This is a genomic window from Acinetobacter sp. 5862 (genome assembly GCF_024494585.1).
In the GTDB taxonomy this organism is placed as follows: Bacteria; Pseudomonadota; Gammaproteobacteria; order Pseudomonadales; family Moraxellaceae; genus Acinetobacter.
Genome location: NZ_JANHGP010000043.1, coordinates 1 through 19,766, shown reverse-complemented (window position 1 = coordinate 19,766; position 19,766 = coordinate 1). Strand labels below are relative to the sequence as shown.

Annotated in this window: 16 protein-coding genes, 1 tRNA gene and 1 pseudogene; 9 read left to right on the top strand and 9 right to left on the bottom strand. The window is 37.4% G+C overall.

The features are described from left to right. Positions 1–50: 50 nt before the first annotated feature. Positions 51–126: transfer RNA gene (locus NO346_RS07595), tRNA-Arg, on the bottom strand. A 70-nt stretch (positions 127–196) separates the two neighbouring features. Further along, a complete protein-coding gene (locus NO346_RS07590; protein WP_256414779.1) occupies positions 197–1,555 on the bottom strand; it encodes an amino acid permease in 1,359 nt (452 codons plus the stop codon). 368 nt (positions 1,556–1,923) lie between these two features. Between NO346_RS07590 and prpF the strand changes: the two genes are divergently transcribed. The 3 genes from prpF to NO346_RS07575 all read left to right on the top strand — a co-directional run bounded on the left by prpF (position 1,924) and on the right by NO346_RS07575 (position 4,600). Continuing rightward, positions 1,924–3,111, top strand: coding sequence for a 2-methylaconitate cis-trans isomerase PrpF (gene prpF / locus NO346_RS07585; protein ID WP_256414778.1), 1,188 nt, complete (start codon positions 1,924–1,926; stop codon positions 3,109–3,111). 163 nt (positions 3,112–3,274) lie between these two features. Continuing rightward, positions 3,275–4,186 (top strand): polyprenyl synthetase family protein, encoded by a 912-nt coding sequence (locus NO346_RS07580; protein ID WP_256414777.1) that lies wholly within the window; start codon positions 3,275–3,277, stop codon positions 4,184–4,186. 48 nt (positions 4,187–4,234) lie between these two features. Further along, a complete protein-coding gene (locus tag NO346_RS07575) occupies positions 4,235–4,600 on the top strand; it encodes an MmcQ/YjbR family DNA-binding protein (protein ID WP_087535756.1) in 366 nt (121 codons plus the stop codon). Positions 4,601–4,992: 392 nt separating this feature from the next. Here NO346_RS07575 and NO346_RS07570 read toward each other — a convergent pair whose 3' ends face one another. From NO346_RS07570 to NO346_RS07555, 4 genes are all read right to left on the bottom strand, one after another. Then, a complete protein-coding gene (locus NO346_RS07570) occupies positions 4,993–5,844 on the bottom strand; it encodes an SPFH domain-containing protein (RefSeq protein ID WP_005161878.1) in 852 nt (283 codons plus the stop codon). Positions 5,845–5,862: 18 nt separating this feature from the next. Then, the gene (locus tag NO346_RS07565) at positions 5,863–6,324 is read right to left on the bottom strand and encodes an NfeD family protein (protein WP_004664545.1); all 462 of its coding nucleotides are present in this window, start codon (positions 6,322–6,324) and stop codon (positions 5,863–5,865) included. A 153-nt stretch (positions 6,325–6,477) separates the two neighbouring features. Beyond that, positions 6,478–7,395, bottom strand: a complete 918-nt coding sequence (locus tag NO346_RS07560) for a patatin-like phospholipase family protein (protein WP_046739409.1) — start codon at positions 7,393–7,395, stop codon at positions 6,478–6,480. Positions 7,396–7,457: 62 nt separating this feature from the next. Further along, positions 7,458–8,084 carry a 1-acyl-sn-glycerol-3-phosphate acyltransferase gene (locus tag NO346_RS07555; RefSeq protein ID WP_256414776.1) on the bottom strand — a complete coding sequence of 209 codons (627 nt, stop codon included), beginning with the start codon at positions 8,082–8,084 and terminating at the stop codon, positions 7,458–7,460. Positions 8,085–8,228: 144 nt separating this feature from the next. Here NO346_RS07555 and NO346_RS07550 point away from each other — a divergent pair, with 144 nt between their 5' ends. The 5 genes from NO346_RS07550 to NO346_RS07530 all read left to right on the top strand — a co-directional run bounded on the left by NO346_RS07550 (position 8,229) and on the right by NO346_RS07530 (position 14,906). After that, positions 8,229–9,476 carry an MFS transporter gene (locus NO346_RS07550; RefSeq protein WP_256414775.1) on the top strand — a complete coding sequence of 416 codons (1,248 nt, stop codon included), beginning with the start codon at positions 8,229–8,231 and terminating at the stop codon, positions 9,474–9,476. A gap of 336 nt (positions 9,477–9,812) precedes the next feature. Beyond that, positions 9,813–10,937, top strand: coding sequence for a porin (locus NO346_RS07545; RefSeq protein WP_256414774.1), 1,125 nt, complete (start codon positions 9,813–9,815; stop codon positions 10,935–10,937). A 304-nt stretch (positions 10,938–11,241) separates the two neighbouring features. Continuing rightward, on the top strand, positions 11,242–12,882 hold the full coding sequence (locus NO346_RS07540) for a phosphoethanolamine transferase (RefSeq protein ID WP_087546551.1): 1,641 nt from the start codon (positions 11,242–11,244) through the stop codon (positions 12,880–12,882). A gap of 14 nt (positions 12,883–12,896) precedes the next feature. Further along, the gene (locus NO346_RS07535) at positions 12,897–13,574 is read left to right on the top strand and encodes a response regulator transcription factor (RefSeq protein ID WP_087546552.1); all 678 of its coding nucleotides are present in this window, start codon (positions 12,897–12,899) and stop codon (positions 13,572–13,574) included. Positions 13,575–13,580: 6 nt separating this feature from the next. Beyond that, the gene (locus NO346_RS07530) at positions 13,581–14,906 is read left to right on the top strand and encodes an ATP-binding protein (RefSeq protein ID WP_256414773.1); all 1,326 of its coding nucleotides are present in this window, start codon (positions 13,581–13,583) and stop codon (positions 14,904–14,906) included. Between the two features lie 42 nt (positions 14,907–14,948). Here the strand turns inward: NO346_RS07530 and NO346_RS07525 are convergent, their stop codons facing one another. From NO346_RS07525 to NO346_RS07515, 3 genes are all read right to left on the bottom strand, one after another. Continuing rightward, complete coding sequence (locus tag NO346_RS07525) at positions 14,949–15,752, bottom strand: serine/threonine protein kinase (protein WP_256414772.1); 804 nt, start codon at positions 15,750–15,752, stop codon at positions 14,949–14,951. A 61-nt stretch (positions 15,753–15,813) separates the two neighbouring features. Then, positions 15,814–16,530 carry a phosphatase PAP2 family protein gene (locus NO346_RS07520; protein ID WP_256414771.1) on the bottom strand — a complete coding sequence of 239 codons (717 nt, stop codon included), beginning with the start codon at positions 16,528–16,530 and terminating at the stop codon, positions 15,814–15,816. 113 nt (positions 16,531–16,643) lie between these two features. Continuing rightward, the gene (locus NO346_RS07515) at positions 16,644–17,831 is read right to left on the bottom strand and encodes an ammonium transporter (protein WP_005161858.1); all 1,188 of its coding nucleotides are present in this window, start codon (positions 17,829–17,831) and stop codon (positions 16,644–16,646) included. A gap of 414 nt (positions 17,832–18,245) precedes the next feature. On the opposite strand from NO346_RS07515, the pseudogene NO346_RS07505 reads away from it, so the two are divergent. Next, a pseudogene (locus NO346_RS07505) lies at positions 18,246–19,689 on the top strand (diguanylate cyclase domain-containing protein); the annotation flags it as partial. Between the last annotated feature and the right edge of the window lie 77 nt (positions 19,690–19,766).

Below are 19,766 nucleotides of genomic sequence, written 5' to 3'. Positions count from 1 at the left end.
GATTTTTACTTTATTCAAGGATGCGAGTGTTTATATCTCAATTATCTAAATGGTGCGCTCAGCGGGACTCGAACCCACGTCGGTCGCTTAGGAGGCAACTGCTCTATCCAGTTAAGCTATAAGCGCATAATTTTATGATTATAAACAAAAAAGTGATTGCCTAAGCAATCACTTTTTGATGAATTTGATCAGATATTTAGTCTTTCGCTTTAAGATTTAAAGCTTTATATAGCACAAACATCAATACAATCCAGATTGGGATCATCAGCACAGATTCTTTGAAACCTTGTTGCCACATGATGTAAAGTACGACTGCAATGAAAACTAAGACTAAGTAGTTACTGATTGGTGACCATAACGCAGGGAAACTCGTTTTTAAATTCTTTGCCTTGACCATCGCTTTGAATTTTAAATGAGTTAGGCTGATCATCGCCCAGTTAAGCACTAGAGCACCAACCACTACATACATCAAATGACCTAAGGCATCTTCTGGAACAAAATAGTTCAACAGTACGCAACCAAAAATCAATAAAGCAGATAATAAAACAGCAGGAATCGGTACACCTTGTTTATTTACTTTAGCGAAAACTTTAGGCGCATTCCCTTGTTGTGCTAAACCGAAAAGCATACGGCTATTGGCAAACATACCGCTGTTATATACAGATAAAGCTGCTGTTAAGATAATGAAGTTAAGTAAATGAGCCGCCCAACTAATTCCCATTTGACTAAAAATCATCACAAATGGACTTTTGTCTAAACCACCTAAATCCAGTTGGTTCCAAGGCACAAGTGAAAGGAGAATCGCTAATGAGCCAACATAGAAAACCAAAATACGCACAACAACTTGATTAATTGCTTTTGGAATGGTTTTCTTTGGATCATTCGCTTCTGCCGCAGCCATACCAATCAGTTCGATTCCACCGAAAGCAAACATAATAAAGGCAAGCATGTAAAACAAACCATCAAAACCGTTTGGAAAGAATCCACCATGTGACCAAAGGTTACTAAATGAGGCTGTTGAATTCGCATCTGCTGTGAAAAGTAAAAACAAACCAAATAAAATCATAGCGACAACAGCTGTGACTTTAATGATAGCTAACCAAAACTCTGATTCACCATATAATTTAACGTTAGTTAAATTAATTGCCGTAATAATGACAAAGAAAAATAACACTGATTGCCAAGCCGCAATATGAGGCCACCAGTAGTTAATGTATTTTGCAACCGCAGTCAGTTCACTCATCGCAACAAGGATATATAGTACCCAATAATTCCAACCTGATAAGAATCCTGGAAACTTCCCCCAATATTGATAAGCAAAATGACTAAATGAACCAGCGACAGGTTCTTCGACAATCATTTCACCTAATTGGCGCATGATGAGAAAGGCAATCAAACCACCGATTGCGTAACCCAAAATAATTGATGGTCCAGCAGACTGGATGACTTGCGCAGAACCTAAAAATAAGCCCGTACCAATAGCTCCACCCATAGCAATGAGCTGGATATGGCGGTTTTTTAGTCCACGCTGAAGTTGAGAAGAATCGTTGTTCAAAGGACTGAGCTCGACAAGGAATAAGTGGAATATTCTAATAGATTGCAAAGTTTTAGCCTAGTAAAAGTACAGCTTGGCTATGACTGGAAAGTGGTTTTTAAAAGTTATTTAAAATCATATATTTGAACAAATGGTAAACTAAGTTGTGGTGGTATTTTAGACATTTAAATCAAAATTTTGTTTTTTAAACAGCAGTTGTTTATTTTCGTGCCATTGTTGAGTTATTCAACTTTACTCAATATATACGATGTGCTTTATCTATTACGTTTTGCTTTAATCGTATAGTCGTATGGCATTTCAGATGACTCTACGATAATTTAAGCTCACATTCACTTGCACCAAGAACATGATAAAAGGATGAAATTGACATGAGTTCAGTACCACAAATTAAAGTCCCTGCAACCTACATGCGTGGTGGCACGAGTAAAGGTGTCTTTTTCAATCTCAATGATTTACCTGAAGCCGCACAAGTTGCAGGAAAGGCACGTGACTTGCTCTTGCTACGAGTTATAGGAAGTCCAGATCCTTATGGTAAACAGATTGATGGTATGGGCGGTGCAACTTCAAGTACCAGTAAAACTGTGATCTTGGCAAAAAGTGCCGAGCCAGAGCACGATGTCGACTATTTATTTGGGCAAGTTTCAATTGATCAAGCTTTTGTAGATTGGAGTGGTAACTGTGGCAACTTGACAGCAGCAGTCGGTTCATTTGCGATTTCTAATGGTTTGGTCGATGCAGATCGTATTCCTGAAAATGGAATTTGTACGGTACGCATTTGGCAAAAGAATATTCAAAAAACCATTATTGCACATGTCCCAGTAACCAATGGTCAGGTTCAGGAAACAGGTGATTTTGAATTAGATGGAGTGACTTTCCCTGCAGCAGAGGTGCAAATTGAATTTTTAGACCCTGCTGATGATGGTGAAGAGGGGGGGGATATGTTCCCTACAGGAAATGTTGTTGATCAATTGGTTGTGCCTGATGTTGGAACATTCCAAGCGACATTTATTAACGCAGGTATTCCAACTATTTTCTTGAATGCTGAAGATATTGGCTATCAAGGAACAGAATTACAAGATCATATTAATGGGGATGCCGCAGCCTTAGCACGTTTTGAAAAAATTCGCGCATATGGTGCAGTTCAGATGGGCTTGATCAAAGATATTTCAGAAGCAGCAGCACGTCAGCATACACCTAAAATCGCTTTTGTTTCAGAACCTAAAAGCTATACTTCTTCAAGTGGCAAAACTGTTGAAGTAACAGATGTTGATTTATTGGTACGTGCATTGTCTATGGGTAAGCTACATCATGCCATGATGGGGACAGCAGCCGTGGCGATTGGAACGGCAGCCGCAATTCCGGGTACTTTAGTGAATTTAGCAGCAGGTGGTGGCGAGCGTGAAGCAGTTCGTTTTGGTCATCCATCAGGCACTTTACGTGTCGGTGCTCAAGCCGAGTTAATTGATGGGAAGTGGGTAGTGAAGAAAGCAATCATGAGTCGTAGTGCACGTGTATTGATGGAAGGTTGGGTACGTGTGCCGGGTGATACTTTCTAAATGCTGACTTGATCTTATTAATAAAGCCTTCGTTTGAAGGCTTTATTATTTTAAAGTTATTAAAAATACAAAAACAATTTCTCTAAATAAATAATGTTATGATGTTGTCATTCTGGCAAGTTTTTGTCGGTTGATCCTTTCATTAAAATTTCCCGAGGCAATCGTGTCATCTATTTCTCAAGTTAATGCGGATGTTCTACAACAATCTCAACAACGTATTCAACAAGATTTATTGACAGCATTGGCTGCATTTTCTATTCCTGAACCTTTAAAGTCAGCCGTTCATCATGCGGTAATGTTGGGCGGCAAGCGTGTCCGTCCTGCATTATGTTATGCAACAGCAGCTTTATTGCCAAATCATAATTTTGCAGCGGCCCGTCGTGCTGCCGTTGCGATTGAGTTAATACATTGTTATTCCTTAGCACATGATGATTTGCCATGCATGGATAATGATTTGTTACGTCGAGGTCAACCAACCTGTCATGTGGCATTTGGTGAAGATACTGCACTATTAGCGGGTGATATTTTACAGTCCATGGCATTTGAGATATTGGGCAGCCGTTTGTTTGATGAACAAGGTCAAGGTACAGATGCAGCCATTGTCTTAAAACAAATGCAGATTTTGGCGACAGCAAGCTCTAAAATGGTTTGCGGACAGGTGCTTGATTTACAAGCTGAAGGTAAACAAGTTGATCAAACTGAATTAGAAAATATTCACCGTAATAAAACGGGTGCATTGATTCAAGCCGCGATCATGATGGGTGCAGTGACTGTCTTTACTGGGACAGATCAAGCAATTCCTAAACTACGCCAATTTGGGCAAAGCATTGGTTTAGCTTTTCAGGTTCAAGATGATATTTTAGATATTACAGCAAGCACTGAAATTTTAGGTAAAACTGCGGGTAAAGACGAGCAAGTGCAAAAATCTACTTATCCTGCATTGATGGGATTGGCTCAAGCTCAGGCTTATGCTCAAACTTTACATGATCAAGCTTTTGAAGCATTAGCATATTTCGGGGATGATGCTAAAGAACTTGTTGAAATTTCTCAATTCTTGTTAGCACGCCAAAGTTGATCTAAGCCAAGACCATAAACGATAAGAAATAAAATAGGATACGGTTTTATGAAGGACGATCAATTACAACAACTTGCACTCGAGTATGGACAAGAACTTGCTTTTTCAATCCAGTCCCAACCCTTTGGACCAGATTGTGAGGTGTTTAAAATTTTTGACAAGATGTTTATGTTGATTGGTGCATATTCAGGGAAGTTGCTTGTAACCATAAAATGCAAGCCTGAGAAAAGCTTGGAATATCAAGAGCTATATCCTTCAATTTCGGCAGGTTACCATATGAATAAGAAACACTGGATATCAATTGCCAGCGGTGATGAAATTACAGCAGATTTGCTGCAAGACTTGATTAAAGATTCTTATGATTTGGTGGCAGGAAAATTGCCAGTTAAGACCCGTAAATTAATTAATCAATAAATTTTTTAAATCATGAGTTTAAGTACAGTTATACTCAACTCTTTATTCTTTCTTTTGATTTCTTTTAAAATTGATAACCCAAAAAATAAATTGGAAGATAAATAAGGTACATAAAACTTTGATCGCAATTGGATGGAAAAAATAATTTAATAGCCAACAGATTATTAAAAATATAATTTGGAAAAAGGGAATAGCTGGAAAAATGGTAACAAATGCATTTGGTTTGTCACCATTTTTCATATGAAAAGTATTACGAGACTGTATTTCTGAGGATAAAAGTTGCCCACAATAAATGAAACTTAGGATTAAACCTATAATATAAATCATGAGCTTAAAATTCTCATGTGATCAAATGTGCTACTACAAACAGTAACACATTTGAGTTATTAAAATTAATGTTTCCCCATAATTCCACGAATAGCATTAAGTACATCTGATGGGAGTACCACAGTTTTTGCATTGCTAGATTTAGATAGATCCTGCATTGCTTTCACATATTGTTCACCCAATAAATAAGCAACAGGAATTTCTTTATCACCTACAGCAGTGGTGATCATTTCAATCGCACGTTGTGAAGATTCAGCAAGGACTACCTGAGCCTCTGCATCACGACGGGAAGCTTCTAAACGACCATCCGCCTCTAAAATTGCAGCTTGTTTTTCACCATCTGCTTTCGTCACCGTTGCACGACGTTGACGTTCAGCCGCTGCTTGTGCTTCCATCGCAGCTTGCATGGTGTGAGATGGTTGAATATCTTGAATTTCAACTGTTTTAAGGGTAATGCCCCAATCTGAAATGTCATCAGAAATGGCAGCTTTTAATTTCGCCTTAATGTGGTCACGAGATGATAAAGCATCATCTAAATCCATTTCGCCGACGATCGAACGTAATGAAGTTTGCACTAGGTTTTGAATCGCCCACGTATAATTTTCAATTCCATACACAGCTTTTTCTGGAGTTGTTAGATTGATATAAGCGACTGCATTCATCACTAAAACAGCATTGTCTCGAGTAATCACTTCTTGTGATGGAATATCTAACACAATATCTTTAGTTGTAATTTTATATGCCACTTCATCGATATAAGGAATAACAAAGTTCAGACCCGGGTTTAGGGTGGTATGGTATTTACCTAGACGTTGTATAATCCATTTATACCCTTGAGGAACAATACGCACCCCTTTAAAAATAGTTATGCCAATAAAAGCTAAAAGTGCTAAGACAACAATATTACCGACAGACATTGGAAACCCTCTTTATGTTTATGAGTTGCTGTGTGGTTGAACGACTAAATCATTACCTAAAATATCAATTACTCGGACACGATCACCAACTTGTACTGGAGCTGTAGAACGGCAATTCCATTCATCAGAACCTAAAAGGGGCATGGGAAAGCGTACGACGATTTGTCCATGATCAAGTCCAGTTTTAATCACCATACCCACTTGCCCTATTGTTGATTCACGCGCTAGACCTGCTTTAGTTTTATCAATTGAAAGTGGTTTGATAAACTTGAACCAAAGAATCGTACATAAAATGGATAAAATTCCCCATGTGACCACTTGGGTGGTAAAGCCCATCATTGGGAAAAGCCATAGTAAAATGCAGACCATAATTGCGGCTACGCCAAACCATAACGCAGCAAAAGCGGTCAAAATCAACTCTGAAAGGATCAGCAAAATTCCTAATACAAACCAGTGCCAAGGTTCAACTACAAACTCCATAGATTTGCTCGCATCATTAAACTGAGTTAGGTGAAAAAACATTCACTTTGGCACTGTAGCAGATCATTATGTTTATGAATATAAAAAGATTGTTTTTTTAGATATTGGGGCTGATGATTATTATAAAATAGCAGCAGCCCCTGAAGATAATGATTAGAATTTAGCTTTTGGTGCAGGTTTAAATGCAGCAGGAGATTTCTTAAATGTTGCAATTGCATTTTGGATTGATGTAATTTTCGCTTGAGCCGATTTTTCGCCTTCTAAAATTGCTTGATTACTCGATTTCAGATCAAGTACACCCAAATGACCGACTTTCGGTTGAATTACAACATTTGCTTGGCTCAATTCTTCATTAATACTTTGTTGCCCCATAATATTAATGGTCTGATCCAATAAACCCCACATACTTAATGGTTTATCACCTGTTGGACGTGCAGATATATCGACTGCAATCACAATATCAGCACCCATATCTTTGGCAGTTTTCACAGGAATAGGACTGACTAAACCACCATCTACATACTTGGTATTACCAATCACAGCTGGAACAAAGACGTTGGGAATACTGCAAGAGGCTCGTACGGCTTGACCTGCATTTCCTTTAATAAACTCAGCTTTTTTACCATTGTCTAAACGAGTTGCAACCGCCGCAAAGCGAATTGGAAATTTTTCAATTGGTTTGTTACCAACTTGCGTATTGACATAGTTTTGCAGTTTTTGCCCAAGGATAATGCCTTGGCTATTGATGGTAAGATCACGCAAATCAGATTCTTGAAGTTTTAATGCGAGATTTTGCATTTGATAAGGGGTTTGCCCACTTGCATAAATACTTCCAACAAAGCTACCTGCACTTGTTCCAGTGACAATCTTAGCTTTAATACCATGAGATTCTAAAACTTTAATGACACCAATATGCGCAAAGCCTTTTGCACCACCTCCACCTAAAGCCAAAGCGATAACAGGTTCACGAGCTTTAATCGAAGTCGTAGGGGGAGCATTTTTTACAGTTTGATCACAACCAAATAAAGCTAAGCTGAATAAAGCCAAGCAAGACAGTCGAGCAATTTTCATATGAAGTGGAGATAAAATAGACAAAAAGATGGGCACATCAGAGCAGATTTACCCCTAATTTTCTAGTCCTTTTTCACTAGTTTTTGTAATGGTTCTGCCAGCCAAGCAGGATTCTTTGGAGAAAAATGACCAACATAACGCTGCATAATCTGTTCAAGGTCATTTTGATAGTGACCTGTTGGTGTAAATGCTCCTAAGCTGTAAATGGTTTTGTGATCATAATCGAAAGCAAACATCACAATGGGTATTGCTGCTGCATGAGCTATATGATAAAAGCCACTTTTTATTTTTTCAGCTTTTTTTCGTGTTCCCTCGGGCGCCATGCCAACCCAAATTTTGTCATATTTGTGAATAGTCGCGACCACTTGTTCAGTCAGACCATTGGTACTATCACGGTGAACAGGAATGAGTCCTGCCCAATCTAAAATTGACTTAAAAGGTGGTTTAAATAAAGTATCTTTTCCCAAAACTGTAATTTTTAAACCGAGCCCTCCAATTGCCAAGAAACCATACCAACCATCAATATTTGAAGTGTGTGGAGAAATAATAGCAACTGCTTTGGGTAAGTTTGGAATTTCTCCAACCACAGTCCAACCTTGTCCTAAAAACAGTTTTCTACACAAAGTACGACTGAAAGCCGTTCCACGTTGCGGAACTAACGGAGGTAAGTCAGGAAAATATTGTGGCATAAATCTGTAAATACGATGACAACTACAACTTATGTTAAACGCTCATGAGTGGTCTAGCATTGGCAAAAACTAAGATTTTATTGCCAGATCAATGAAAGGATTGGATACTTGAGTTCTCTCTTTTGTTACTCTGGAAAACTGTAAATGCTTAATCTTCGACAGATTTACATTTTATTGTTTTCTTTATATTGGGCACAGGGATTACCTGTAGGTTTCATGACCCATGCCTTACCCGTAATTTTAAGGGCACAAGGTGTCTCTTTAGCACACATCGGTGGTTTTGGTTTACTGATGCTGCCTTGGTCGATCAAAATCTTTTGGGCAACCTATGTTGACCGTTTTGCACTCTCTCGTTTAGGGCATTACCGTAGCTGGATTATTCCAACGCAATTATCCAGTGTTTTTATTTTGGTTATTTTGTCATTTTTCCCTATTCAAGCACTTGATCAACCCAGTTATTTATTTATTTTCTTTGTCTTACTTTTTTTGATGAATTTTACTGGTGCGACACAAGATATTGCCACAGATGCTTTAGCTGTCAATTTACTCAAACAGGATCAACAGCATTGGGGTAATACTTTTCAAGTGATTGGTTCACGCTTAGGATTTATTGTTGGTGGTGGAGCAGTGCTTTGGTGTTTAGATTGGTTAAATTGGCAAAAGACATTTCTTATTTTAGCCATGTTGGTCTTTTTGAATACCCTACCTATTTTGTTTTATCGAGAGCCTAGGCATGATTTTACAAATAGCGCGCAGACAACTTCTTCGATTTCATTTAGCCAATCAATTAAAAAATATCTTACGTATTTTACATCTTCTCAAGAGTTAAAAACGTGGTTGATGGTCTTATTGAGTTTTAAAGTTGCTGATGGTTTGGCAGGACCAGTATTAAAACCTTTGATGGTAGATATGGGTCTAAATTACACCCAAATAGGTGTTTTTATCACCATATTTGGTGCTATGGCAGCGCTGGTGGGAGCAGGTGTTGCAGGGCTTTTATTGAAACATTTTTCCAGAATACAATGCTTAATTACTTTCTCAATTCTGAAGATTATCAGTTTAGTTGCTTATACGGGCATTGCTTATGGCTATGAAACTAATCAGCAGATTACGCCATTTTGGTTATATATCGTCAATGCATTTGAGGATGCTTGTTCAGCAATGTTATTAGTGGTCATCTTAACTTTGATTATGCAGTACAGTCGCAAAGCATTTGCAGGTACAGATTTTACTTTTCAGGTATCGATTATGGCTACGATGAGTGGTTTACTCTACTTAGGAAGTGGAATTTTGGCTGATGCGATTGGGTATTATCGTTACTTATGTTTGATTTGTATGGTTGCTATTTTGTGTCTATTCCCGATGTTCTATTGGAAAGAAAATACAAGATGAAAACAAATTTTTATTACAAATTTCTTTTAATATTTCTTAATTTTGAAATATAAAGGATAGTTTTTATATTGCTTCATTCGCAAAGTTTATTGTTTTAACTCAAAGTCTCGTGATTGCGTATAAGTATTTCTTATAGAATAGTGTTTTTAATAATATTATTTAATTTATTGAAATTTATTAATAAAAAACCATTTTTTATAAAATTCATAAAATGTAATTGATGTGTGTAAAAATTAAACTTTAGTCGAAAATAGAATAAATAAATAAGATTTTAATCGTTTTGTCATATAAAGTTAATGTGTAGGATTTGTTACAAATTTAGCTAGGATGTAAACAATGAAAATCAAAATTGTAACAGCAGCAGTGCTTGGTTTAATCGCAACTTCAACATTCGCAGCACCAACAATCTATGGTGAGATTGATGCCAGTGTTGATTATTTACCAGAAAAAAATGCAACGATTGGAAATAAAGATGTTTGGGAAATTAGCTCAAATAGTTCGTTCATTGGGATTAAAGGCGATGAAAAACTCACTGATCGTTTAAGCGCTGTATATGCTGCAGAATGGGGTTTAAGTGCTGATGGCGATACCACTGATTGGAGCCAACGTAACCGTTTTATTGGTTTAAAAGACAGCCAATTAGGTACAGTTAAGATTGGTAAGCATGATACGCCTGTAAAGCAATTATCAAGTGTCGTTGATACATTCAATAACTATGTAGGGAATAAAGCTGATATTGGTGGTATTTTCACTGGCGAAAACCGTATTGATAATACGGTGATTTATGAATCTCCAGCCGTTAAATTACTACATGGTGCATTTAAATTTAACGCATTACTTGCTACGGGTGAATCATCTGGCATCAAAGCGACAAGTGGTGGTGCTAAAGTTGCTGGTCGTGGCTTAGGTGATGCATGGTCTGCATCTGTTACTTATGAAAATCCATTATTAGTAGCGGGTATTGGTTATGACAAAGCAATTCCAAGTAACTTCTTAGGGCGTGGCTTTTTAAATGCTGCTGAACCAAAATTAGGCACAGCTCCTGCTGCAGCTGCAACATTAGCTGCAGCGAATACTGTACGTGCAATTGGTCGTTTAAGTCCTGTTGAAGGCTTAGCATTAAAAGCACTTTTCCAAACATCTGAAGTTGAAAAGTCTGATGGAAATGGTAACGGTGCATCAACAGATAATATCGATGATGCTCAAGGTTGGTTAATTGGTGCTGAATATAATATTCCGCAAGCAAAAAATTGGACGGTGAAAGGTCAATATAGCCAAAATGATACGAGTTTTAAAAACAACACGGCAGATTTTAAAGCCAAACAAGTGATTGCTGGTGCTGACTATGCATTTAGCAAACAAGTTAAAACATACGGTTACGCAGGTTATCTAACGCTTGAACAAGCGGACAAAAAAGATAAGCAACCTGTAGCAGGATTAGGTTTAGAATTTAAATTCTAATATCTTGTATCTAAAAACACCCCCTAAGTTTTACTTAGGGGGTGTTTTTTTATTTCTATTTTATTATGTTGTAATATAATCATTTAACTGAATAAAATGATTTTCGATAATAAAACTAAGATAAATTTTAGATGGAAAGTAAATGGAATTCATTGTTTTAAAATGAATTATTTTGAAATATACTTTGATGTCTAGATATAGATCCATTGTTTTGTTAACTCTCAATTATTTAGTTTAAGTCATTTTTAAGTTTTTATTCTTATCTTAAGCAAGTTAAGAAATCTATTTTCAGACTGTGAAGATCATGTTCCTACAGAAACTCAAGACCAAATCGATATCCTTGTTTGCATTTAATCTATTGCTTGCAATATGGTTAGGTATTTTTCTTAACTTTGCTTTTTATGAAAAAATCCAATCGCTTACGCCCTATACTGGGATAAAAGCGGGAATGTTTGTCGCAGCATCCGTTATAGTCGTTGTTGCAGCTTATCATTTTATTTTTCAGCTTTTTAACTGGAAATGGACAGCAAAACCAATAGCGATTGTTTTAGTTTTTATTGGTGGCTTTGCTTCATATGCTGTGAATACGCTTGGTGTTTTAATTACATCAGAGCAAGTGCAAAATTTAATGCAAACTGATGTTGCTGAAGCACGTGATACATGGTCTTGGCATTTAGTTGTATGGACATTAGGAATGACAGTACTTCCCATCATTGCAATTTTGATGGTGAAGTTAAAGCCTGAACCAATGCTGCGTCAAATTGTAAAAAAAGTGATTGCTTCAATTGTTTCATTGGCTTTGGTTGGTGGATTATTGTTTGTTTTTTACGTTGATTTTGCAGCGATATTCCGTGAACACCGTGATTTGAAGGGAATGATCTCACCGCAAAATATGATTGCTTCATTTGCTTCATATTATAAGAAGAAAGCACCTAAAGAAAATTTACCGTTAGTGACTTATGGTGAAGATGCTTCAATGCAGAAAGCGAATGTTGCTGCTTTACCTAAATTGATGGTTTTAGTGGTGGGTGAGACGGCACGTGCAGAAAACTTTTCTTTGAATGGTTACGCTAAGAATACCAATCCGAAGCTTGCGAAACAGGATTTAATTAATTTTGCTCAAGTGAGTTCTTGTGGTACAGCGACAGCTGTTTCCGTACCATGCATGTTCTCAGGTATGCCACGTAAAGAATATGATGAACGACTTGCAAGCCATCGTGAAGGTCTACTGGATATTGCAAAACGTGCAGGTTATCAAGTGACATGGATTGATAATAATTCTGGTTGTAAGGGAACTTGTGATCGAGTTGAGCAATTTAAGATTCCAGAGCCAATTCAAAAGAAATGGTGTAAAGATGAAGAGTGTTTTGATGATATTTTAATTGATAGCCTGAAAGCTTATCTTGCAACAATTCCTAAAGATGATACGCGTCCACGCTTAGTGGTACTACATCAAATGGGTAGTCATGGTCCAGCCTATTACAAACGTATTCCAGCAGAATTTAAAGTTTTTAAACCAACCTGTGATACCAATGCGATTCAAGGTTGTTCGCGTGATTCACTTGTGAATAGTTATGATAATACCTTGCTTTATACGGATTATGTTTTGGACTCATTGATTGAAACGTTAAAAGGTCAAACACAGCACAAAGCAGGCTTGTGGTATTTATCGGATCACGGTGAATCAACAGGTGAAAGTGGCATGTATTTACATGGAGCGCCATATGCAATTGCCCCGACTCAACAAACCCATGTTCCAATGTTTATGTGGTTCTCTGATCTTTGGAAAAAACAAGCTCCAGAACAAATGAAATGTTTAGCGAAGCAAAATAAGAGTGAATTGAGTCAAGACAATTTGTTTCCAACGATGTTAAGTTTACTTGATGTCAAAACTAAGGTGATTGACCCTAAAAATGACATGTTAGCGACATGTTCTAACCCATAAGGTGAGATAAAGTCATGACCAAAATCTTGATGATCGAAGATGATTTTATGATTGCAGAGTCAACATTGACTCTGTTGCGCTACCATCAATTCGAGGTAGAGTGGGTCAATAATGGCGTAGATGGGCTATCCTTATTAGCAAAGCATCATTTTGATTTGGTTTTGCTTGATTTGGGTTTGCCTATGATGGATGGTATGCAGGTATTGAGACAAATCCGTCAGCGTAGTGCACTTCCAGTATTAATCATTTCAGCCAGAGATCAACTGCAAAACCGTGTCGATGGATTGAATCAAGGTGCGGATGATTACCTAATTAAACCTTATGAGTTCGATGAATTATTGGCACGAATTAATGCATTATTACGTCGAGGTCATGCAGAAACAGCACAACTTAAAAATCAATCGCAGTTATTGAAAAATGGTGATTTGGTTCTTGATGTCGAGCAGCATTTGGCGACCTTCAAAGGACAACAGATTGAGTTATCAAACCGTGAATGGGCAATTTTAATTCCGCTTGTAAGCCATCCAAATAAAATCTTCTCCAAAGCAAATCTTGAAGATAAGCTTTATGATTTTGATAGTGAGGTGACCAGTAATACCATAGAGGTTTATGTACATCACTTACGTGCAAAACTAGGTAAAGATTTTATTCGAACTATCCGTGGTTTGGGTTACCGACTAGGACAATCATAAATATTTATGAAAATATCTAAGCAATACTCACTGAAAAAAAGACTGATTTGGGGAACCTCGGTCTTTAGTTTGCTGCTTGGATGTTTATTAATTTTTACAGCTTATAAAACAGCTTTACATGAAGTTGATGAGATTCTTGATACACAAATGCAATATATGGCTGAGCGTTCGACTGCTCAGCCATTAACAACTGTTGTGAGTAAAGTTGAATTGCATCGCACATATCACGAAGAAGATTTGCTGGTTGATATTTGGGCTTATAAAGATCAAAGTCATTTATGGCATCAAACACACTTACTCATTCCGCCTGTAAAACAAGCGGGTTTTTATAGCCAAGAAACGCCACAAGGCAAATGGCGTGTCTATGTCATTCCTTTAAAAGACTATCAAATACAAGTTAGTCAGCAGGAAGATGTTCGCCAATCATTTGCTTGGGAATTGGCAGGGAGTATGTTTGTTCCCTATATTATTTTATTGCCTTTTGCAATTTTGGTTTTAGCTTTTATCATTCGTTTGAGTTTAAAACCTCTCGACGATTTCAAAACAGAATTAAGGCGACGTGATTCAGATGGTTTAGCGCCCATTGATGGCAATGATTATCCTCAAGAGTTGATCCCCACTATTGAGGAGATGAATCATTTATTTGAACGAATTCAACATGCTCAAACCGAACAAAAGCAGTTTATAGCAGATGCTGCACATGAATTACGAACACCCGTCACTGCACTCAATTTACAGACCAAGATTCTGATTAGTCAATTTCCTGAACATGAAGCATTGCAAAATTTGAGTAAAGGCTTGGCACGTATTCAGCATTTGGTGACGCAGCTTTTAGCTTTAGCAAAACAAGATGTTGGATTAAGTTTAATCGAACCAAATACTCACTTTCGTTTGAATGATGTCGCACTCAATTGTGTCGAACAGCTTGTTAATCTTGCAATGCAAAAAGAAATTGACTTAGGTTTTGAACGTAACGATTTGATTGAAATGCAAAGTCTTGAATCAACTGTTCATTCAATTATTTTTAATCTGATTGATAACGCGATTAAGTACACGCCAGATCAAGGTATTATTAATATTTCGGTTTACAGTGACAGTGACGATTTTGCTTGTATTCAAATCGAAGATAGCGGTGTCGGTATTGATGCTGAACAATACGATAAAGTTCTAAAACGTTTTTATCGAGTGCACCATCATTTAGAAGTGGGCAGTGGTCTAGGACTTTCAATTGTCGATAAAGCCACGCAGCGACTGGGTGGAAGCCTAGTTTTATCTCGAAGTCTTGATTTAGGTGGTTTATCAGTTTTGGTTCGCTTACCTAAAAAGCTTTAAGTTTAGCTATCGTTGATTTGATTGATTGAATTATCAAATGAGTTAAGTGATTGTTTTAGAATGCTCTTTTAAGCAACGTAAAAACAAAACACATTTCTGAATACGTTTGCCATCATTACCCACTTTGCTAATATTAAAATTCAGAACCCATTTTAAGCGTTTTCCAACTTTACATATATCACTATAAACTTGCGGTTCAGCAAGGAGGGCTTGATAAAGAATTTGACTAGCATCGGATAATTGTTCAAATTCGAAATGATAGGCTGTAGAAAAAATAAATAGCAACCAGTCGCGAACAAAACAATCATGTAGACTCAGGACTTCATGCGGGTCAGTTTCAAAATCAATAAAACTAAATCGGTTATTTTGATCGACGAGAATGTTGCGAGCGAATGCTTCGCTTAAATAGCCTTGTTTAGAATGAATATACTGAATGGCTTGAATTGATTGGCTAAATAATAAGGATTTTGAATCAATATCTTTTTGGCAAGCCAATGCTTGATCCAGTTGTGAGACGCTACTTTGATGTTGTGATCCGATGTCTTCAAGCAAAATTCCTTTTTTTGAAACTGCAAGGACATTCGATGTAGAAACACCTAAAGATTTGAGTGTTTGAATCCGATGGTATTCACATTGAATTGCAGCAGAACCACCTTGATTAGGAACAGGAGTAATTGCACCTAAATTAAATATTTTTGCTAACCACTTCAATGGGGTGTACAGCCATAAACCGTGACGTTCAGATGCTTTCTTTAACCATACTTTTTGAGAACCTAGATCGTAGGCTTGAATAGAAGATTGTTGCTTAGTTAAAGTAGTTTCTAAGAAATTTTGAAAGTCATCCATCAGCAGCAAACTGTACCTAAGTGAATATCATGATCATGCATGAAGCCATGCGAGTAGGGCATCACTTTACCATATCAGGACTCATTTGCGTTACAGAATTAGCTGCTGCATGAGCTAAATGACGTTTATAGGTGATCATATAAATCACAACATTGATAGCAAAGCAAATCCAAGCTGTCCATAAATTATGACTAAGGAAATGTGCACCACGCATCATTTGTGCCCAGCCCATTGCGAAGCCAAGTAATACACCTGCAAATAAATAAAACCAAGCTCTTTTACGCTGATCGAGGCGGTAAAGAAAATAGCCTGTAACTAAGCCAAAACCTGTACTAGCATGACCACCTGGAAAACAATGTCCAGCGGTTGCTGAAAAATCCCAAATAAAACCTGTGACAGTCTTATGGGTCATATCCCATGGGCAAGCATGAGCAGCTTGTGCTTTCATTAGACCAATAATGCATGTACATAACATACTGACCCAAAACATATAGCCATACTGCCAACGTTTCGCTTTGAATTTTTCTATTTTAAAAGAAGCGATCCACAGTAAGAAAAAGCTTACATAGACAATAGTTAAAACTTTTTTGACATAAGTATGATTAAGCTTTGCAAGATACCAATCGCCTTTCAAAGCAAAATCGCCAAAAGTTCCTACCCATGGTTGAATCAAATATAGATCTATTGCTCCGCCGACTGGAAACACGAATAAGAGGATAAAAAAACTCACAAATAATAAGAAACTTGCGATTAAGAAAAAACGTGTTTTTAAAATCATAGAGCATGCAATTCGACAGAATGATAGTTTTGTTATTTAATAATTTGAAACTTAATTGCCTCTTAAAATGTTCATAAAAAAAGCGGCTGAATAGCCGCTTTAAAAAATTATTTTTAGAACATTGATTCTTCTGAATTTGCTGAAATTTTATGAATTGAAAGATCTGCACCACGATATTCATCTTCTTGAGAAAGGCGAATTCCCATCGTAACTTTCAATATGCCATAAACGGTGAAACCACCAGCAAGCGCAATCACAATGCCTAAAACTGTTCCAATGATTTGAGAAATGATAGAGACACCTCCTAAACCACCTAATGCTTGTAGACCAAATATGCCTGCCGCAATCCCACCAAATGCACCACATACACCATGTAAAGGCCATACACCCAAAACATCATCTACTTTAAGTTTATTTTGTGTATAAGTGAATAAATACACAAACAAAGCACCCGCAGCACCACCAATTACAAGTGCACCAATTGGGTGCACAATATCGGAGCCTGCACAGATTGCGACCAAACCTGCGAGAGGGCCATTATGTAAGAAACCAGGGTCATCTTTACCCATGAAGTTTGCTGACAATGTACCACCAACCATTGCCATAAGAGAGTTAATCGCAACCAACCCTGAAATAGCATCAACGCGTTGTGCGCTCATGACATTAAAGCCAAACCAACCGACAATTAAAATCCATGAGCCTAAAGCAAGAAATGGGATCGATGAAGGTGGATGTGCACTCACACGACCATCATGCTTATAACGACCATGACGCGCGCCAAGTAAAATCACTGCTGCTAATGCAATCCAACCGCCCATAGCATGCACAACGACTGAGCCTGCAAAGTCATGGAAGCTTGCGCCAAAAGAGCTTTCTAACCATTTTTGAAAGCCGTAGTTACCATTCCAAATCATGCCTTCGAAGAAAGGATAGATTAAAGCAATCAGAATTAAAGTGGCGATTGCTTGTGAACGCATTTTGGCGCGTTCTGCGATGCCGCCAGAAATAATTGCTGGAATCGCTGCTGCGAAGGTGAGTAAGAAAAAGCAACGCATTAGGTTATACCCATGGTCAGCCGCTAAAGTGCTTCCTGCATGGAAAAAGTTTTGTCCGTATGCAATCCAGTAACCGACAAAGAAATAAGCGATTGCTGAAATCGCAAAATCGGTCAGAATTTTACTGAGCGCATTAACTTGGTTTTTGTGGCGGACTGTACCAAGCTCAAGAAATGCAAAACCTGCATGCATTGCCAATACGAGTACTGCACCAAGCAGTAAGAAAAATAGATCTACGTTTTGCATAGTGGTGCTCAAAAAAAGTGCTAAATTTAATTTCGATGCAAACATTTGATTCGTTTTTTGCACCAAAATAGATTTAGTAAATCTAAAAACTTAAGCTGTCGTTGAACAACTCAATTTGATAAAAAATATAATGCAAAAAACGCACCAATTTAGAAAGTAAATTGTAATTTTGGTGAAAAGTGGTGCATTTTGCTTAAAAATAGCACCATTTATTATACTTTGAGAACTAAATTTTTAAATATGAATGCGTTATTGCAACCGAAAATTACAGCTTAAGCTTGAGTAATAGAACTTGAGTCTATTCTCATCGGATTTAGTATTTTTCCAAGTACATTCGTTACTTTGACTTAATAATTCATAAAAGATCTTTGATATATTGCTGAGTTTAAAAAGTGATTTGCTATTAGGATGCAAATGAATATATTTCGCATAGATTCCTTTCGTAATCGACTACTGGTCCTGTTCGCAGGGATGTCTTTTATGTTTGGACTATGTATTACTTTATATATTGGTAAGACTGCTTCGGCGCAAATGAGTCAAACCAGCGGTCAGACCTTATATATTGCAGCGAAAAGTATCAGCAATACCTTGGCAAACTCGCTTACAGAACGTGAGCGAGAAATGGTGTTATTAAGCCAATCTCCATTTTTTGCTGAAGCTGATTTTCATAACCCGCGAGTACAGCAACAACTTGAGCAAGTCAAAAAAGTCTTATAAATATTATGCTTGGTTAGGGATTGCCAATACTCAGGGGCAAGTGGTCGTTGCAGCTAATCATTTACTAGAAGGGGCAGATGTTTCAGAACGCCCGTGGTTTATTCATGGTGTAAATCAAGTCTATCTAGGCGATGTACATAAAGCTGTTTTACTGGCCAAGAAAATTAAAGCGATTAATCCTAATGAACCATTACGTTTTATTGATTTCGCTACGCCAATTTATGATCCATCGACACAGAAAATTAAAGGCGTTTTGGCTGCACATGCAGATTGGAGTTGGGCGAGTCATGTATTAAGCAGTTCATTGTCAGAAAATGCTGCACAACGAGGTATTGAGGTATTTATTGTCAATCAGCATGGTGAAATTCTATATCCCTTTAAAAGCATTGGACAAGTTCAGCCTCCTGCATTTCAGGCAAATCGTGGACATCATTTTTTGCATAATTGGAATGAAAAACAACAGTATTTAACTACAGATGTCCCTGTGCTTTCGCAAACTAAGAGCAATTTAGGTTGGCACGTGATTATTCGTCAGCCTATTTCGATTGCTTTAGCAGAAGTGAAATCACTGCAACATAAAATATTAGCTTTGGGCTTTATTTTGTCATTATTGCTGTTGCTACTTACTTATAAATTGGCGAATAAGTTCAGCCGTCCGATTGAATTATTAGCAGATTCAGCGCATGCAGTAGAAAAAGGGCAAGAAGATATTCAATTTGAAGCTCAAACCAGTATTCGTGAAATTCAAGGCTTATCTCAATCGTTGCAAAGCATGACCAATACCTTGCTTACTCAGAAGCATCAACTTCAAGATGCCAATGCCACACTTGAGCAAAAAGTTGCAGAACGTACGCACGAACTACAAGTTGCCAATGTCGAGTTAGCTCATATTGCGCGTTATGACGCACTCACGGGCTTACATAATCGCCGTGCTTTCAATGATTATTTATCCTATCTATTTAGTCAAATGTCGCGTACACAACAGATTTATGCAGTGCTATTAATGGATATCGATTTCTTTAAAAAGGTGAATGATACCTTTGGACATGAAACAGGTGATCAGGTATTGCAGCGTGTTGCAGAAATTCTTCCAACTGCTTTACGGATTACTGATTTCGTCGCACGTTTGGGCGGGGAAGAATGATGTGTGCTTAAAAAACAGGAGGGTTTAACTTGGTAAACTATACATACTCATTAGGAGTTTACCATGAGCAAGAA

Coding starts and splice junctions, on each gene's coding strand:
- prpF (WP_256414778.1), top strand. CDS start 1,924: ATGAGTTCAGTACCACAAATTAAAGTCCCTGCAACCTACATGCGTGGT.
- NO346_RS07575 (WP_087535756.1), top strand. CDS start 4,235: ATGAAGGACGATCAATTACAACAACTTGCACTCGAGTATGGACAAGAA.
- NO346_RS07570 (WP_005161878.1), bottom strand. CDS start 5,844: ATGTCTGTCGGTAATATTGTTGTCTTAGCACTTTTAGCTTTTATTGGC.
- NO346_RS07565 (WP_004664545.1), bottom strand. CDS start 6,324: ATGGAGTTTGTAGTTGAACCTTGGCACTGGTTTGTATTAGGAATTTTG.
- NO346_RS07560 (WP_046739409.1), bottom strand. CDS start 7,395: ATGAAAATTGCTCGACTGTCTTGCTTGGCTTTATTCAGCTTAGCTTTA.
- NO346_RS07555 (WP_256414776.1), bottom strand. CDS start 8,084: ATGCCACAATATTTTCCTGACTTACCTCCGTTAGTTCCGCAACGTGGA.
- NO346_RS07550 (WP_256414775.1), top strand. CDS start 8,229: ATGCTTAATCTTCGACAGATTTACATTTTATTGTTTTCTTTATATTGG.
- NO346_RS07545 (WP_256414774.1), top strand. CDS start 9,813: ATGAAAATCAAAATTGTAACAGCAGCAGTGCTTGGTTTAATCGCAACT.
- NO346_RS07540 (WP_087546551.1), top strand. CDS start 11,242: ATGTTCCTACAGAAACTCAAGACCAAATCGATATCCTTGTTTGCATTT.
- NO346_RS07535 (WP_087546552.1), top strand. CDS start 12,897: ATGACCAAAATCTTGATGATCGAAGATGATTTTATGATTGCAGAGTCA.
- NO346_RS07530 (WP_256414773.1), top strand. CDS start 13,581: ATGAAAATATCTAAGCAATACTCACTGAAAAAAAGACTGATTTGGGGA.
- NO346_RS07525 (WP_256414772.1), bottom strand. CDS start 15,752: ATGGATGACTTTCAAAATTTCTTAGAAACTACTTTAACTAAGCAACAA.
- NO346_RS07520 (WP_256414771.1), bottom strand. CDS start 16,530: ATGATTTTAAAAACACGTTTTTTCTTAATCGCAAGTTTCTTATTATTT.
- NO346_RS07515 (WP_005161858.1), bottom strand. CDS start 17,831: ATGCAAAACGTAGATCTATTTTTCTTACTGCTTGGTGCAGTACTCGTA.